This window comes from Halovivax asiaticus JCM 14624 (assembly GCF_000337515.1).
Taxonomy (GTDB): domain Archaea; phylum Halobacteriota; class Halobacteria; order Halobacteriales; family Natrialbaceae; genus Halovivax; species Halovivax asiaticus.
On sequence record NZ_AOIQ01000021.1, the window covers coordinates 335,967 to 351,908 of the forward strand.

General features: G+C 63.3%; 11 protein-coding genes. 7 read left to right on the top strand and 4 right to left on the bottom strand.

The annotated features are described in order from the left end of the window. Window positions 1-186: 186 nt before the first annotated feature. On the top strand, window positions 187-1,098 hold the full coding sequence (locus C479_RS14245) for a DMT family transporter (RefSeq protein ID WP_049907357.1): 912 nt from the start codon (window positions 187-189) through the stop codon (window positions 1,096-1,098). Between the two features lie 204 nt (window positions 1,099-1,302). Here C479_RS14245 and C479_RS14250 read toward each other — a convergent pair whose 3' ends face one another. Beyond that, complete coding sequence (locus C479_RS14250; RefSeq protein ID WP_007704005.1) at window positions 1,303-3,531, bottom strand: CDC48 family AAA ATPase; 2,229 nt, start codon at window positions 3,529-3,531, stop codon at window positions 1,303-1,305. 1,196 nt (window positions 3,532-4,727) lie between these two features. Continuing rightward, window positions 4,728-5,333 (bottom strand): TetR/AcrR family transcriptional regulator, encoded by a 606-nt coding sequence (locus C479_RS14255; RefSeq protein WP_007704007.1) that lies wholly within the window; start codon window positions 5,331-5,333, stop codon window positions 4,728-4,730. Window positions 5,334-5,696: 363 nt separating this feature from the next. Between C479_RS14255 and C479_RS14260 the strand changes: the two genes are divergently transcribed. Next, window positions 5,697-8,666: an MMPL family transporter gene (locus tag C479_RS14260; RefSeq protein ID WP_007704010.1), complete on the top strand. Its 2,970-nt coding sequence runs from the start codon at window positions 5,697-5,699 to the stop codon at window positions 8,664-8,666. A gap of 84 nt (window positions 8,667-8,750) precedes the next feature. Here C479_RS14260 and C479_RS14265 read toward each other — a convergent pair whose 3' ends face one another. Further along, window positions 8,751-9,503 (bottom strand): hypothetical protein, encoded by a 753-nt coding sequence (locus C479_RS14265; RefSeq protein ID WP_007704012.1) that lies wholly within the window; start codon window positions 9,501-9,503, stop codon window positions 8,751-8,753. A 139-nt stretch (window positions 9,504-9,642) separates the two neighbouring features. Between C479_RS14265 and C479_RS14270 the strand changes: the two genes are divergently transcribed. The 5 genes from C479_RS14270 (at window position 9,643) to C479_RS14290 (ending at window position 13,711) form a co-directional block, all read left to right on the top strand. Beyond that, window positions 9,643-10,608 carry a beta-ribofuranosylaminobenzene 5'-phosphate synthase family protein gene (locus tag C479_RS14270; protein ID WP_007704014.1) on the top strand — a complete coding sequence of 322 codons (966 nt, stop codon included), beginning with the start codon at window positions 9,643-9,645 and terminating at the stop codon, window positions 10,606-10,608. 104 nt (window positions 10,609-10,712) lie between these two features. Continuing rightward, a complete protein-coding gene (locus C479_RS14275) occupies window positions 10,713-11,549 on the top strand; it encodes an RAD55 family ATPase (RefSeq protein ID WP_007704016.1) in 837 nt (278 codons plus the stop codon). 132 nt (window positions 11,550-11,681) lie between these two features. Next, window positions 11,682-12,542: a hypothetical protein gene (locus tag C479_RS14280; protein WP_007704018.1), complete on the top strand. Its 861-nt coding sequence runs from the start codon at window positions 11,682-11,684 to the stop codon at window positions 12,540-12,542. Next, window positions 12,535-13,242: a hypothetical protein gene (locus tag C479_RS14285; RefSeq protein ID WP_007704019.1), complete on the top strand. Its 708-nt coding sequence runs from the start codon at window positions 12,535-12,537 to the stop codon at window positions 13,240-13,242. The genes C479_RS14280 and C479_RS14285 overlap by 8 nt, the downstream gene beginning before the upstream one ends. A 145-nt stretch (window positions 13,243-13,387) precedes the next feature. Then, window positions 13,388-13,711 (top strand): transcription factor S, encoded by a 324-nt coding sequence (locus C479_RS14290; protein WP_007704023.1) that lies wholly within the window; start codon window positions 13,388-13,390, stop codon window positions 13,709-13,711. Window positions 13,712-14,497: 786 nt separating this feature from the next. Here C479_RS14290 and C479_RS14300 read toward each other — a convergent pair. Then, entirely contained in the window at window positions 14,498-15,733 is a 1,236-nt protein-coding gene (locus tag C479_RS14300; protein WP_049907360.1) for an outer membrane protein assembly factor BamB family protein, read from the bottom strand. Between the last annotated feature and the right edge of the window lie 209 nt (window positions 15,734-15,942).

The window sequence follows — 15,942 nt, forward strand, 5'->3', positions numbered from 1 at the left end:
CAGTTCCGCCGGTCTGCTTCTCGATTCGTCAGCCCGCACAATTGTCACACCGTGGCCGATCCGGTCGGCCTGCTCCGTCGGTCCGCGATCCCTCTCACCATTCGCACGGACTCGGCCAGCTATCGTGACAACCTCGTCGGGCTTCGAATCGAAACTTCTACGTCCCGTTGCTGCGCACGCTCAGGCGTGAGTCAGTACCGTACGACAACCCTGTTTCTCGTTCTCGCGTTCGCCTGGGGGTCCGCGTTCGTGGCTATCGACGCCGGACTGACCTACCTGCCACCCGTCCTCTTCGCTGCAGTCAGGTACGACGTTGCGGGGGTCATCATGCTCGCGTACGCGCTCGTCGTCGCCGACGACCCGCTCCCCCGCGGACGGCAAGCGTGGCTAACCGTGGGTGCCGGGGCCGTGTTGATGATCGCGGTGTACCACGCCTTTCTCTTCGTCGGCCAGCTCAACACGACGGCGGCGGCCGCTGCCGTCCTCGTCAGTCTGTCGCCGGTTCTCACAACCGGGTTCGCGCGCGCACTCGTTCCCCAGGACGCGCTGTCCCGGATCGGCGTGGTCGGCGTCGGGCTTGGGCTCGTCGGTGTGCTCGTCATCTCCCGGCCGGACCCGTCGAACGTGGTGACGACGGATACGGTCGCGAACCTCCTCGTCTTCGGTGCCGCCGCAGCGTTCGCACTCGGAAGCGTCCTCACCCGCCGGCTCGATGCCGACCTCGAGATCGAGGCGATGGAAGCCTGGTCGATGCTCGGTGGCGCCGCGATCTTACACGTGCTGAGCGCCGGGCTCGGCGAGTCCTTTGCTATCGCCGACTGGGCGCATCTGGAAGCAATCGGCGCACTCGCGTATCTCTCGATCTTCTCGAGTGCGATCGGGTTTCTCATCTACTTCGACCTGCTCGACCGCCTCGGCGCCGTCGAGATCAACATGGTCTCCTACGTCGCCCCGATCGTGGCCGCCGTCGTCGGCTGGTTCTACCTCGACCAGCCGGTGGATGCGGCCACGGTCGTCGGGTTCGTCTTCATCTTCTGTGGATTCTTACTGGTGAAACGGCGAGCGATCACCCGCGAACTCGCCAAGTTGCGAGCCTGACGCCTCCGCGAATCGCAACTCCTGGGGGTTGGTGCGAAGGAAGTGAAATGGGGAACTGGAGTTTCGACGAGAGGCGTAGGCTGAGACGAACCGGGTACGCTGAGACGTATCGTGTAGCCAGAGACGTATCGAGTAGACTGAGGCGAGTCGAGACCGGAGAATTCGTCGAACCGTGTGCGGCAGAAATCGTGCCGATCGAGTGTGCTACTGGAAGCCGATCCGGCTGCCACGGCGACCGCTCGCCGGTCGCGTGGCGGTGCCGCCGCGGAATTGGTCTTCGATTCCCTCGTAGTACTCGAGGATGTCTTCGGTGATCGTCGGTCGGACGTTCTCGAGTGCCTGTCGGAAGTGGCGCATCTCGACGACCTCGGCCTCGTCGTCGTCGCGCAGGGCTTCGATCGCCGCCTCGCGACCGATGGACTCGAGGTCGGAACCGACGTAGCCGTCGGTGATCTCGGCGATCTCGCGCAGGCTGACGTCGGCCGCCAGCGGCATGTCCTCGGTGTGGATCTCGAGGATACGCTCGCGACCGTCCGTGTCGGGTTCGCCGATCATGACGAGGCGGTCGAAGCGGCCAGATCGAAGCAGCGCCGGGTCGATCATGTCCGGGCGATTCGTCGCCCCGATGACCATCACGTCACCCATGTCTTCGAGCCCGTCGAGTTCGGTTAGCAGCTGGTTGACGACGCGCTCGGAGACGTTCGAGCCAACTTCGCCGCCGCGGCCCGGCGCGAGTGCGTCAAGCTCGTCGAAGAAGATGACGGTCGGGGAGACCTGCCGGGCCTTCCGGAACGTCTGGCGGATGGCCTTCTCGGACTCGCCGACCCACTTCGAGAGCAGTTGCGGGCCGCGCACAGAGATGAAGTTGGCGTTCGTCTCGTTGGCGACGGCCTTCGCCATCAGCGTCTTCCCGGTGCCGGGCGGACCGTACAGCAGGACGCCCGCCGGCGGGTCGATGCCGAGGCGGCCGAACTTCTCGGGGTCGTTGAGCGGCCACTCGACGGACTCCTGGACCTGTTCTTTGGCCTCGTGGAGGCCGCCGACGTCGTCCCAGGAGACTTTCGGGAGCTCGACCAGAACCTCGCGCATCGCGGAGGGTTCGACCTCGTTCAGTGCGCCGCCGAAGTCGTCGCGTTTGACGATCATCCGGTCGATGAGGCTCGGCGGGATGTCCTCTTCGTCCAGATCGATCTCCGGCAGGTAGCGACGTAGTGCCTTCATCGCAGCTTCCTTGGTGAGACTCTCGATGTCGGCGCCGACGAAGCCGTGCGTGTCGTCGGCTAGTCGAGAGAGGTTGACGTCGTCGGAAAGCGGCATGCCACGCGTGTGGATCTGGAGGATCTCCTCGCGGCCCGTCTCGTCGGGGACGCCGATCTCGATCTCACGGTCGAACCGGCCCGGGCGTCTGAGGGCGGGGTCGACGCTGTCGACGCGGTTGGTCGCCGCGATGACGATGACTTGGCCACGGGATTCGAGGCCGTCCATCATCGTCAGCAACTGGGCGACGACGCGGCGTTCGACCTCGCCGGTGACGTCCTCGCGCTTGGGCGCGATGGAGTCGAGTTCGTCGATGAAGATGATCGCCGGAGACTCCTCGCTGGCGTCCTCGAAGATTTCCCTGAGTTGCTGTTCGGACTCGCCGTAGTACTTCGAGATGATCTCGGGGCCAGCGATCGAGAAGAACGAGGCCGACGTCTCGTTGGCGACGGCCTTCGCGAGCAGCGTCTTCCCGGTGCCGGGCGGGCCGTGTAAGAGGACGCCCTGGGGCGGCTCGATGCCTAGTTTCTTGAAGATCTGCGGGTGCTTCATCGGGAGTTCCACCATCTCCCGGACCCGCTGGATCTCGTTCTGTAAGCCGCCGATGTCCTCGTAGGTGATGCCGCCGCCGGTCTTCTCGAAGCCGGAGATCGGCTCTTCGCGGAGTTCGACGTCCGTGTCCTCGGTGATGAGGACGACGCCGTCGGGTTCGGTCTCGACGGAGATGAGCGGGATCGCCTGCCCCGGCGAGCGCATGAACGGGTGGTTCGTCGAGCTCATCACCGGGACGATGTCTCGTTCGACGACCGGCCGTTTCAGGATCTGGCGCTTGACCATCCCTGCGGCGTCCGAACCGAACTGGACGGACGCCTCTTCCGGCGGGGCGAGGACGAGCGACTCGGCTTTCGTGGCCTCGGCCTTGCGGATCGTGACGCGCTCGCCGATACCGACCTCCGCATTCTGGCGCGTGAAGCCGTCGATCCGGACTGTGTCCGTGTTCCAGTCCTGTCGATCGGCTCGCCAGACCTTGGCAGCGGTGGTGTTCGCCCCTTCGATCTCGATGATATCTCCCGGACTCAGCTTCAGGTGCAGCAGCGTATCGGGGTCGAGCCGGGCGATGCCACGGCCCGAGTCGTTGGGATACGCCTTCGCGACCTCCAGTTGCACTTCATTCATAGGTTGTGGTGGACGACGTTGACGGTACTCCGGTTGCTCGCCGGATAGCTCTTTTGCTCACGGTACTGCACTCACACTCACGTGTGCTACTGGTACTCGAACGCCCTTAGGGTTACTGCCCTCGTGTGCCCTGACCGGGTTGCCCTGTCAGTGCCGGGGAATTGGTTCAACGCGTACACGCATGCCGAAGATCGTACGAAGGCGATCGATCTCGTTCTACTGCCCTGGACATCTTGCTATCCTCGTACCGTCTGGGCGTAGCGCTGTCGGAGAATACTCCCGTTCGGTTGCTCGGGCTGCTCGATTGGAACTGCCCGACATCGAACGATCGGGTCGGCTACTCCGATCGACTCGATCGGCTGCGTGAGCAGTTTTGCCACCCATCGGACGAACGATACGATATTGTCGCCTCGATATGCTGTTCCGACCGGATCGTTCGATAGTGGCCGTCGAGTGCTCGATCGGGTTTTGCGTTCGGCGCATATCCTCGCGCTCGCCCCTTCTCGTCTTCTGATTAGTCTCCGTCGTCCACCAATTTTCCCTCTTTTCCCCGATTTCGATTGTTACTACTTTCGCCCCCTGCCGAAACGGGGCGCTATCGGACGGTTCGTGCTGGCTCGACGAGAGCCCTCGATTCTATAAGTGGGGTCGGATATCGCCGACAAATAAACTTTATAATGCTATACCAAAATCTGTTGTTGCAGTTCTCGATACAATATTTAAATGGGTGCCTAATTCACCCGATTTAAGGGCGCTACCCGGCTTTCTGTGCTCTCCATGTCCATCTCTCTGGCTGATTGGTGGCTATGCTGTCATTTTTGGCTGCGTAGATACCTGTCCAATCCAAATGCTTGCCCACCGTGTCGCTCACCGCTTTCACCGTGAACCGCCGGCTCCGTCGGGATGGGGCGATCCGAATACCCGGTCATCTGGCGGCTCCCAGCACTGACGAATCCAGTTCGCTGTTACTGTCTGTGGAACCGTGTGCCTCGCTGTTCTCTGTACCGAGCCGTGCACGACAACTGTCTGTCCCGTTGAGTGTCGGCCCGCTGTTTCCCTGAAATAGTCCCGACAGGCGTACTGCGGTGCGGGAACGCTGGTAGTGCAAGACTGGGCTCTGTGAGCCGATCACCCGATCGCTCACTCGTGGGTTCGAACGTACACTTGCCGGGCAGAAACTTACAGGTCAGCACTGATCACTCGGCCAGCAGACACTCGCGGACGTACCGTTCGAACTCGGCGCGTGCATCTTCGAGGACGTCGTCGTCACTCGTCACGCGCTGAGTCATCGTCCCGACAAATGTGAGTTGAAACAGTGCCGCCGTCTCCTGTGGATCGACGTCCCGGAAGATTCCCTGCTCGATGCCGGATCGAATCGTGTGGGCCACGTGTTTTCGGACGAACTGATCGCTGCGGGTGAAGTACGAACGGAACGCGTCGTCGTTGGCTCCCTGTGTACGCAGTTCGAGGATCGCGCGAGCGAAGTCGTCGCTAGTGTGAGTTCCGCCGAAGACGAAGGTCTGATCGACGATATCCTGAATGTGGTCGTCGGCGCCGCTATCCTTGTACACCGGCAACTGCTCTTCGAGCTGGGTCAGCATAAACTCGAGAAAGTCGAGCAGTAGATCGTCTTTGCTGTCGTAGTGGTGGTACAGCAACGACTTGCTCTTCGAGAATTCGTCACCGATTCGCTGGATCGTCAGATCCGAGTAGCCGTGCTTTCCGAGTGCGACGTAGGTTGCGCGCATGATCGCTTCCCGGGTATCGTCCGGATCGTCGAGAAACGAAGTTCCCTGGTTCATCGCAACTCACGGCGGTTTGCGTGCCGGAGGGTGAGCGAACACGTCCTACAGTCCATGATAGGTCCCCTATCAGCGCTGGCTATAAAAATTGATTGAATAGTCAGTCACCACGTTGGGTCGGGCCACAGACGGGTTGGGTAAAGACGATCGTCGAGATTGGCTGCAAGCCGGGTATCGGCGCCGAGCTGTCCAGGGTGTGCCGTAGTGATGATGGTGGTGGTGGTGGTGAGTTACCACTCCACACTTCTGGTGAGCACGTGAAGTGAGAAAGTTCTTAAGTGCTGATTGAATATTCAGTCACAAGATGACTGCCGACCAACGACGGGTAATCGAAGCGACGACCACTGGAGGGGCGGTTCTCCCATGAGCTGGATGGACCGTCTCGCCGGAACGATTATGGATCACTCCAGAGCGGTGATCGCGGTTATGCTGGTCCTCACCGTGATCATGGGTGCGGGCGCTGGGATGGTGGACCAGACGTCCTCGCTCGATACCTTCCAGGGTGACTCGGAGCAATCGAAGGCGCTCTCCTACGCGCAGAACAATTTCGATAGTGGAAACGAGAACGGAACCTCGGCGCAGGTGATCGTCAGGGGGGACAACGTTCTCACGAAGGACGCTTTCGTCTCGCAGCTCGAACTCCAGCAGTCCTTCAGAGACGAACCGACGATCAATCGGACGCTCTCCGACGAGCAGCCCTCGGTCGGCGTCGCGAATCTCGTCGCCATCGCGGCGATCTCTGGCGAACAACAGCGCGAGTTACAGGAAGAAGCTGCCGCCGTCAGACAGCGCCAGGCCGAACTGAACGCGACTGCGGAGGCGTTGCGCGCGTCGCTCGATTCGATCCGGGACGGGGAGTCGTCGGCGCGTGATGCGTTCGAATCGGCGAACCAGAATTCGCCCGTCACCTTGACCGACTCGCACTACCAGACGTTCGAGCAGGCCGCCGGGATGCTCCAGAGCGCCGAAAACGAGTCGCAGGTCGAGTCGGCCTACCAGCTCGGTACGCAGGGCGTCCTCGAGGACGAGTACGCACAACTGACCGAACGCAGCGAGCGGCTGCAGGAACGACAGGCTGCCTTGCAGAACGGTTCGGCACCGCCGATCACCGACCAGATCGCGGCGATCGAGGCGATGAATGAGACGACGTTCGACCGAGCGCTCGGAACCGTCCTCAGCGAAGAGGGAGCGGGCCAGTTGAACGGTCTCGCCTTCATGCCGGTCGATTACGACGTCGGTTCGACGAGCGCGAACGCGACGATGATGCTCGTCACCCACCAGATGGAGGGTGGAGGCGGTGGTTCACAGCCGGGTTCGATGCCGCAGTCGATCGTCGACGCCCAGCTCGAGATGCGGTCGATCGCGAACGCGGACGACGCCCCCGGAACCGAGGTCATGATCTTCGGCGGCGGCGTCATGACCGAGGAGATCAACAACTCGATGGGCGACAGCTTGGCCATCGTCGGGCCGCTCGCGTTGTTGTTCGTCGTCCTCGCGCTGATCGTCGCCTACCGTGACGTTCTCGACATCCTGCTGGGGCTCTTCGGTATCATCGCCGTCCTCGTCTGGACGTTCGGCTTCATGGGTTGGCTGGGGATCAGTTTCAACCAGATCTTCATCGCCGTTCCCGTCCTATTGATCGGGCTCTCGATCGACTACGCGATCCACATCTTCATGCGCCACCGCGAGCAGCGCCACGACGGTGGGGCGTACGACGAGGAGGACTCTCGCGGCTCGATGCGGACCGCGCTCGTCGGTGTCGGGATCGCCCTCGTCTGGGTGACCGCGACGACCGTGATCGGGTTCCTCTCGAACCTCACCAGTCCCGTCCCGCCGATTCAGGACTTCGGTGTGGTGAGCGCGGCCGGGATCACGGCCGCGCTGTTGATCTTCGGCGCGCTGATCCCGGCGATCAAAGTCGAACTCGACGAGTTCCTCGAGAATCGCGGGTTCGATCGCAAGAAGCGGGCGTTCGGGACCGGCGGCGGCAGATTCAGTCAGGTACTCGGTGTCGGTTCGGCGGCTGCACGACGCGCCCCAATCGCCGTCATCCTCATCGCACTGCTCGTGAGCGCCGGCGGTGCCTACGGCGCGACGCAGGTCGACACGACCTTCGATCAGGAGGACTTCATCGCCGAGGACCCACCGGAGTGGACGAAGAACCTGCCGGAACCGTTCAAACCGGCCGAGTACACGATGAAGGAGAACCTGGACTACGTCAACCAGCACTTCGTCCGCGAGGACGCTCAGGCCCAGATCGTCGTGCAGGGTGACGGCGTCACGGATCCACAGACGCTTAAGCGGATCCACGACGCCGAGGGCGAAGCCGCGAACAACAGCGTCGTCGCGACGCTCGGGAGCGGTGACGCCGACCTCGAGAGTCCGATTCGAACGATGCAGGCGGTCGCCGCGGAGAACGAGTCGTTCAACGCGACGCTCACCGCGGCAGACACCAACGGCGACATGGTGCCAGACCAGAACGTCGAGGGAGTCTACGATGCCCTGTTCGCGACGGCGCCCACCGAAGCGTCCAACGTGATTCATCGGACCGACGGTGGCGAGTACCAGGGTGTCAGGATGGTCATCTCCACGCAGGGGACGGCGGCGATGAGCGACGTCACGGACGAGATGCAGACCATCGCCGCGGGTATCGACGGGACGGCTGGCGTCTCCGCCACCGCGACCGGCCAGACGATCCTGTTCGACATCATCTCCGACCAGCTGATGGATACGGTCATCGAGAGTCTGTTGATCACGCTCGTGGCCGTCTTCGCCTTCCTCATGCTCACCTACCGGCTCACGGAAGGCAGTGCGACCCTCGGCGCGGTCACGCTGATGCCCGTCGTCTTCAGCGTCTCGTGGATTCTGGGGACGATGTACCTCACCGGCATTCCGTTCAACGTGATGACGGGGATGATCACGAGCCTCACGGTCGGGCTCGGCGTGGCCTACAGCATCCACATCAGTGAACGCTACAATCTGGAACTCGAACGGACGGGATCGGTCTGGGAGGCGATGTCCCGGACGATCACCGGCACGGGCGGTGCACTGCTCGGGAGCGCTGCCACGACCGTCGGCGGGTTCGGCGTCCTCGCGTTCGCCATCCTCCCCCCGCTCCAGCAGTTCGGTATCATCACGGGCATGACGATTATCTATGCGTTCCTCGCGAGCGTGCTCGTCCTGCCGAGCCTGCTCGTGCTCTGGACGAAGTACATGGGGCCGGACGATGTCTCGTTCGCCATCCCGGGCGCACAGGCCGCCGCCAGTGATGGTGGGAAGACCGGTCCTGCCGGCGAGTCCGCCGACACGCTCCCGTCGGACGAAGACGACTGACGGCGGACCGCTCGCCTCGTCCTGATCGATTCGACCCCGCTGTTGCGGACGCGATTTTTGATCGAGAAGCGTTCGACAGGCGTCTTATTCGCCGTCGTTCGTCTCCCTTCGATGCGCGGCGAGTGCCTCGGCGATCGTCAACTCGCCGGCGGCGACCTGCCGCGCGAATCGGTCGTCGATCGCCCGGTTCGTCTCGCCGGCGTCCCGGGAGCGATCTTTGATAGCTTGCAACTCGCCGGCGGTCGGCTCGAACTCGCGTTCGGTGATCGATTCGCCCTCGATCCGGGCGATGTTGGCCGCGGCGAGGACGTCGCCCATGCCGCGAGCGCCAGTCCCCAGATATGGCGTGGTCCCGGTTTCGTCGACCAGTTCGACCCGGAGGTCGTCGGCAAGGTCGTTCACGATCGTGGTCCCTTGTAGCCGGGCGCCGTCTCCGATTCGGACGATCGGATCGTCGGCCGTCTCGAGTTCTGCCTCGATCGTTTCGACGGTATCCGCGAGTGGCACCTGAAAGGCCGCGACGACGACATCGTCGACGAGGACGGCGACCCCTGGTTTTCGGCCGGGATCGACGCCGACGATGGTCCGCCCGCTATCGCCGCGGGTGAGCGTGAGCGCGCGATCGACGGCGTGACGGGGCGAGTCCGGGTCACCCGGTACGATCGGGAGGTCCGCGTCGATGTCGGTCGTCTCGGTCGCGGCGTCCGTGATCACGACCGTCGTCTCGTCGGGAAGTGGCTGCGCCGGTTCGATCGTGGTGAACGTCACGTCGCGGTCGCGAAGCTCCGTGACCACCCCGTGATAGAGTTCGAAGTCGGTCGTGCGGACGACGATCACGGGCTGAGTTCTGCCCCGACGGGAATAAGTATACCCTCGTCGTCCTGCTGTCGTTCCGCGGACCGACGGAGGACGTGGATGCCTGCAGACGTTGACGCGGGCGAAATCCCCTTGAATCGATCTGGCCTAGGAGCCATCGATGGTCACCGTCAGCGCCGGCGCCCGCCTCCACGTCGGGTTTCAGAACCTCTCGCTCGCACACGACCGCCTGTACGGCGGCGTTGGCGTCGGCCTCGCCGAGCCGCGGACCCGAATCAGTGCCGAACCGGCCGACGGTGTCTCGGCTTCGGGCCAGCCAGTTCGCCGGTACGCCACCCGGGCGGTCGAACGCCTCGGCGTGTCCGGCGTCGAGATCGAGGTGGAGTCGTCGATCCCTCGCCACGTCGGCCTCGGAAGCGGAACGCAACTTGCACTGGCCGTCTACGCGGCGACCGCACTCGCCCACGATCGACCACTCGCGATCCGGTCCGACGCCCCCGAACTGGGACGCGGTGGGCGAAGCGGGGTGGGTGTGGCGACGTTCGAGGCGGGAGGGTTCGTCGTCGATGCCGGCCACCCGACGACAAGATTCACGACGGCGCCGCCGGAACGCGGCGAGTGGACCGTCCCGCCGGTGGTCGCTCGTCACGACCTCCCGGAGGCGTGGCGGTTCGTCGTGGTCGTTCCGGACGCGACGCCGGGTCGAAGCGGCGACGCCGAGGACGCGAGCATCCGGACCGTCATCGAGGACGCGTCGCCGGGTGTTGCCGACGAGATTGCTGGTGTCCTCACCAGACGACTGCTTCCGGCAGCCGCGGCTGGCCAGCTGGACGACTTCGGCGACGCAGTCGAGCGAATCGGCCGCCTGAACGGGACCTGGTACACCGAGACCCAGGGCGGCGTCTTTCGCCCACCAGCCGGTCGCCTCGTCGAGCACCTCGACGAGGCCCCGGTCCTCACCGGAATCGGCCAGTCGTCGTGGGGCCCGGCGGTCTACGGCGTGACCGACCGAATCCACCGTGACGAGGCCGAGAATCTTGCCCGTGACAGTCTCGACGAACTCGGACTGGACGGGTCGGTGTACGTCACCCGTCCGGCTGCGGACGGGTTTCAGGTACACGAGTAAGGTGGCTACCCGCTCAGGGGCAGCCGAATCCTGGTCCACGGTTACGGTCACCCGCTCCTGCGGGGTGCCACAACAGCTAACCCGGCGCCGTTCGATGGACGGCTATGGAGCGGATTCCCTTCGGCGTCTCCCGCCTCGACGCGATGATCGGTGGTGGCGCCCCGGCGGGGAGCGTGGTTCTGCTCGCCGGCGAATCCGGCGCGGGTGCCAGGGAGTTCTGTTACACGAGTGCGGCGATGAACGCGCTCGCGACGGCGGATTCGGCAACCTTCGACCTCTACTACGGCGATCTTGAGGGATCGGCGTCACCGCCGGCGGACGCTCACTACGTTACGTTCACGGACGAGTCTGCGGCGGTCGTCGACGAGATGCGCTTCGCCCTCGCGGACGACCTCGTCGACGCGGCGGCCCCGGAGCTCACGATCGCCGACTTCTCACAGGAGTACTTTCAGCTCTCGCCCGTCCCGACGGAGTGGTACTCGGATCGGACGCCCGATATCAGGGCGCTCGGCGAGTCCACCGACAGGCGGGACGTACTGGCGGCCGTCAGCGAGTATCTCACGGCGAACGCGCCGGGAAACCTGGTCGTGATCGACTCCGTGACGGATCTCATCGCGGCCTCGACCGACCGGTTCGATCCGGCCGACCTCACCTTCCTTCTCAAGGGGCTCGCGCGGGCGACCTACCGATGGGGCGGGCTCGTCCTCTTGCTGGTCAACGTCGAACCGCTCGATACGCGCACGCTCGGCCGGCTCAAGGAAGCGGCGGACGGGACCTTGTTATTCGAGTGGGAGACGGGCGGCTCCGAACGCGCCCGCACGCTCGTCGTCGAGGAGTTCCGCGGCGTCCTCTCCCGGCTCGAGGACGAGAACATCGTCCGATTCGAGACCGAGATCGGCGACACCGGGTTCGACGTGAGCAACGTCCGGAAGATTCGATAACGCTGTCACTGTCGTCGCGTCCGTGATTCGTCGTGGAGGCAGTCAACTGGCGCTTCCCTCGGCGGCCAGTGCTCGACTCGAACGCTGAGTCGAGACCAACGGTTAAGGATTTCACTGCCCAATGCACGGTAAATGGCCAGCGACGGGCGCGAAAACGATACCATGACGGTTTCGGTGCCGCCCGAGGTCGGCGACTGGCTCGACGAACAGGCGACGCGGCACGGATCGTCCCGTGAGGCGATCTGTCGGCAACTGCTTCAGGGGGTTCGAGATGTCTCAGCGGATGAGGACCTCGCCGACGCCGAGGAACTGGCGTCGCTTCGAGCCCACGTCGAGGCCCAGCGCGAGGAGTTCATCGATCACGTCGAGGACGTCCGCGACCGCGTCGTGCAGGTCAAACACGAGGTAGACGGTCGGGCTCCACTCGAACACGACCACGAGCGCTACGCCGACGCGGAGACGGTCGACGCGCTAGAGTCGACGATCGACGCCGTCACGGCCGACGTCGAGGCGATCGACGCGAGCCTCCAGACGCTCGCAGACCGAGTCGACGAGGGGTTCGACAATTACGAGACGATCCTCGACGAGCTCGCTGCGGACCTCGAACTGGTGTCCGACCGATCGACCGTGCTGGCGAACGCCGTTCTCGATCTCCGCGACACGCGAACGGCGATGCAGGCGCGAGCGAACCGCCGAGCCGCCGCTGACGAATTGAAACTGGCGGCGAACCGACTCGACGTCCGGAGCGCCTCGTGTGCCGACTGTGGATCGAGCGTCGACATTTCGTTGCTCACGAACCCGACCTGTCCACACTGCGGGGCGTCGATCGCCGACGTCGAGCGCCGATCGTCGATCCTCGGGTCGCACACGCTGGTTACGGGGGAGCCACCAGCGCTACCCGGTGATTCGGATCCCGGCGGTCCTCAGCGAGAACGACTCGAGGAAGCGGCCGATGCTGACGCCAGCTCCTCGAACGAGGGAACCCATGACTGACGACGCATCGGATACGTCGAGCGAGGCTACTGGCGAGGCGGCGGCGGTCGATGATGCCGACTCAGCGGAAAACGCCTCGGAACCGACGGGAACGGAGGCGAACGAGCCCGCGGCGGGCAAGACGGCGGGGACCGAATCCGAGTCGGACACCACGGAGCCGAACGGAACGTCCATGACGTACGGTGACGTCGACGCGACCGAACCGACGGCGCCCGAGAGCGCTGGCGAGACGAGCCCGCTGGGTGAACTCGCCGACGACCTGTCGCCTGGTCCGGACGCCGACGGGAACGTGGATGGATCCGCCGCCAACGGAAACGTAGATGGGTCAGCCGCCGACGACCACGAGATCGACAGCCCCGACGATCTCACAGCGCCGTCCCAGACCGAGTCTGCGACCAGTTCGGACGGCGCCGAGGTACGGGCACTGTTCGACGAGATGGACGTCGCGACACTCGACGGCGACCGGGTCTGGGCCCAGCTCGAAGCGGCGGACGAGGCTCCGACGGGGGAGATTCACGAGCGAGAGATCCGAGACATCGACAAGCGGCGGTACTGCCATCAGTGCGTTCACTTTGCCGACCCACCGGCCGTCCGCTGTGAACACGAGGGCACGTCGATCCTCGAACTCGTCGACGTCCAGACGGTGAAAGTCGCGAACTGTCCGGTCGTTCTCGAAGAGGAGTCGATCGAAGATCGGTGACGCAGGTCCGCTGTCCGAAGCTGGCTCGGTCCCGTCTTGGCCGCGTTCGGGTCGATGGTGTCGATGGCAGCTCTGCTGTCGAGCATCGGCCGTCCCGTCGCTCGAGACGAGGGGACTTTTCACGCGTCGACGCCTACTACCACGCATGCAGTTTTGCGACGAGTGCGGTTCGATGATGAAGCCCGAGGGCGACCAGTTGGTCTGTGCTGCCTGCGGCGCGGCGATCGATCGCGATCGCGAGCGGGAGGCCGACTTCGTCACGACGGAGACGCAGACGGGCGACGAGCTGATCGAGACCGAGGAAAACGCCGACTTCGAGGGAAAGCCGAAGGCGACCGATGTCCGCTGTGACCAGTGTGGCACAGAAGAGGCGTGGTACTACATCCAGCAGACGGCATCGGCCGACGAACCCCCGACGCGATTCTTCAAGTGCACCGAGTGTGGCCACAAGTGGCGCGGGTACAACTGAGTCCCAGTGAGGCTCATCGGTACCGGTGACCGTCATTTGAGACCATTCTCTGGAACAGCCGGTTCGAACCCGCACGCCGGACCCGGGTGTTCGCGCACCTACAACGGCTTGTCTGTCGAGACACGCGTCCGAAGGAACGGTCCCGACGCCGTACCTGTTCGCTTCCGCGGGTTGCCCGGTCGGTCGTCCACCGCCGTCGCGTCCAAATTGTCCACGGCCAAGAAATCGTACACCTGAGAGTCGGAGGCCGAGAGTCTGTACGGGAAGTCACGACGCTTTCGCTTCAGGTCGGCGTGGCGGTCGGCCATAACAACGCTGTTTCAACCAATTCACAGACCCGTATTGTCTCCGCGAGAGGGTGCCGTGAGCGCGTTCCAACTGCTCACGTTCGTCGGGCAGGTCAGGCGATTCGACTGCCAAGCCGTCGGTGTCGCGGGTGGACGTGAGAATTTCCACGTCGATGCCGCCCCACCACGTGGGAATTCCGGTTTTTCCAGTGACCTTGGATGTTTCGACGGTGAGAACCGTGCGGCGGTACCGAGACTGTGTCCCGTTCGCACACCAGAACGCGACGATTTCGGGGGACGTCCTCAGAAACGTGTGCGTTTCTGATTTCGAGGCGAATTCTTTGATTCGCCGACCATTGGAGAGCAAAGCTCTCCAAGAGGCTACTCAAGAGCTTGCTCTTGTGAACGCTGTATCCGTTCCCTGCTCGTCCGTTTCACTCGCCCCTTGAGGAAGGTCTTTTGCTTCAATTCAGGAAAATACCATAGATCAAAACCAAATCTAGCTTTCCAGTTCGGGTACGTCGCCGAGAACTCCGAGACCGTCGTCGGTGTGAGTGGCTGTAACAAACACGGCCCCGTCGACCAGAACCGGTTGTGAGGTCAGACCGGAGTGAGGCTTCGACTCTAAACCGTAGTGCCAGCGCCGCGCTCCAGATTCACGATCGAACGCGCTGATCGTCTCCTTCTCGGGTGCGTATTCGGGCTCGTAGATCGGGAACAGGACCGTTTCAGTTCCAACACAGATACCCCCCGGCGCGGAGTCAACTGGAATGTCGAGGCGCCATCGTTCCGTGCCGGTTTCGCTGTTGAGCGCGACGGCGTCGCCCCTATCGCTGGTGACGAACACGGTCCCATTGTCGACGGCAACCAACTCAATGTCGTATTTGCCGTCGTCGTGCGAGAACGTGTAGAGTTCGCGGAGCCGGTCGCCGGTTTCTCTGTCGTGGACGACGAGCGTTTCGCCGTCGGAGACGAACACGCCCTCCTGAGTCGCGACGGGCGCGGCAGATTCTGGTGCGGACGTGAGTTCACTCCGCCAGCATTCCGAGCTATCGTCCAGCGAGAGGGCGACGAGAGACGGCACATCATCCACCTTCCCGACGGCGAACACGCGCTCGTCGTACACAGCAGGCGTATGGACGAGTGGGTGTAACATGTCGGTTTCCCATAGTTTCTCGCCGTTTGCAGCTCCGAATGCCTCGATACCAGCACTGGTATCAACCAGCACGGTTCCGGTGGTTTCGTCTGCGACGAGTGGGTCCGAAGAGAACCGACCGCGTATCGGTTGTGTCCAGATCCGATCGCCAGATCGGGAGCCGAGTGCAACGACTTTTGTGCCGTACGCCACGATACATCGGTCGTCGGCGACGACGATTCCCTCGGGTTCGCTTGCATCGAAAGTGGTTTGCCACTGCTCAGCGCCGTCCTGCGCATCTAGTGCGATTACACTTCCGCCAGCGCTGGTGTCGGAGCTTATCATGTACACTGTCCCGTCGGAAACAGCGGGTTGCCAGCGTGTGTAGGCCTCCGACGTCCACGCCAAATTCGCCCGCGAGGGTGCGGAGACGTTCGGAGCGAACGAATTTGCCCCATCGGCTCCGTATTGTGTCCACGAACCCGTGGGAACCTCCGGCAGCGGCCTGTCCGGCCTATCCGACTCCAGGAGCGTCGACAGACACCCCGAGAGGGCACTTGCGCCGACGACCGCTGCCGATAGGTACGCTCTCCGCTTCATAATAAATGCATAGGGGATAATTTCATATGCTCTTTTTGGTACAGATATCCTCGGTGACCCGAGTCGTCGGCGCTTCTCATTCGGCAACACCCACCGATTATGGCTAATTCTGTATCCAACGATGACTGTGTAATCGGCGGACGACCGTGGCAGTGGTCTTATAATAACTGTTATCGCCTTAAACCGGTACTCATCGTAATCAGTATTGA

What these genes read in the sequence shown, in the direction of transcription:
- C479_RS14250 (WP_007704005.1), bottom strand. Translation starts at nt 3,531, where the DNA reads ATGAATGAAGTGCAACTGGAGGTCGCGAAGGCGTATCCCAACGACTCG.
- C479_RS14255 (WP_007704007.1), bottom strand. Translation starts at nt 5,333, where the DNA reads ATGAACCAGGGAACTTCGTTTCTCGACGATCCGGACGATACCCGGGAA.
- C479_RS14260 (WP_007704010.1), top strand. Translation starts at nt 5,697, where the DNA reads ATGAGCTGGATGGACCGTCTCGCCGGAACGATTATGGATCACTCCAGA.
- C479_RS14270 (WP_007704014.1), top strand. Translation starts at nt 9,643, where the DNA reads ATGGTCACCGTCAGCGCCGGCGCCCGCCTCCACGTCGGGTTTCAGAAC.
- C479_RS14275 (WP_007704016.1), top strand. Translation starts at nt 10,713, where the DNA reads ATGGAGCGGATTCCCTTCGGCGTCTCCCGCCTCGACGCGATGATCGGT.
- C479_RS14280 (WP_007704018.1), top strand. Translation starts at nt 11,682, where the DNA reads ATGGCCAGCGACGGGCGCGAAAACGATACCATGACGGTTTCGGTGCCG.
- C479_RS14285 (WP_007704019.1), top strand. Translation starts at nt 12,535, where the DNA reads ATGACTGACGACGCATCGGATACGTCGAGCGAGGCTACTGGCGAGGCG.
- C479_RS14290 (WP_007704023.1), top strand. Translation starts at nt 13,388, where the DNA reads ATGCAGTTTTGCGACGAGTGCGGTTCGATGATGAAGCCCGAGGGCGAC.
- C479_RS14300 (WP_049907360.1), bottom strand. Translation starts at nt 15,733, where the DNA reads ATGAAGCGGAGAGCGTACCTATCGGCAGCGGTCGTCGGCGCAAGTGCC.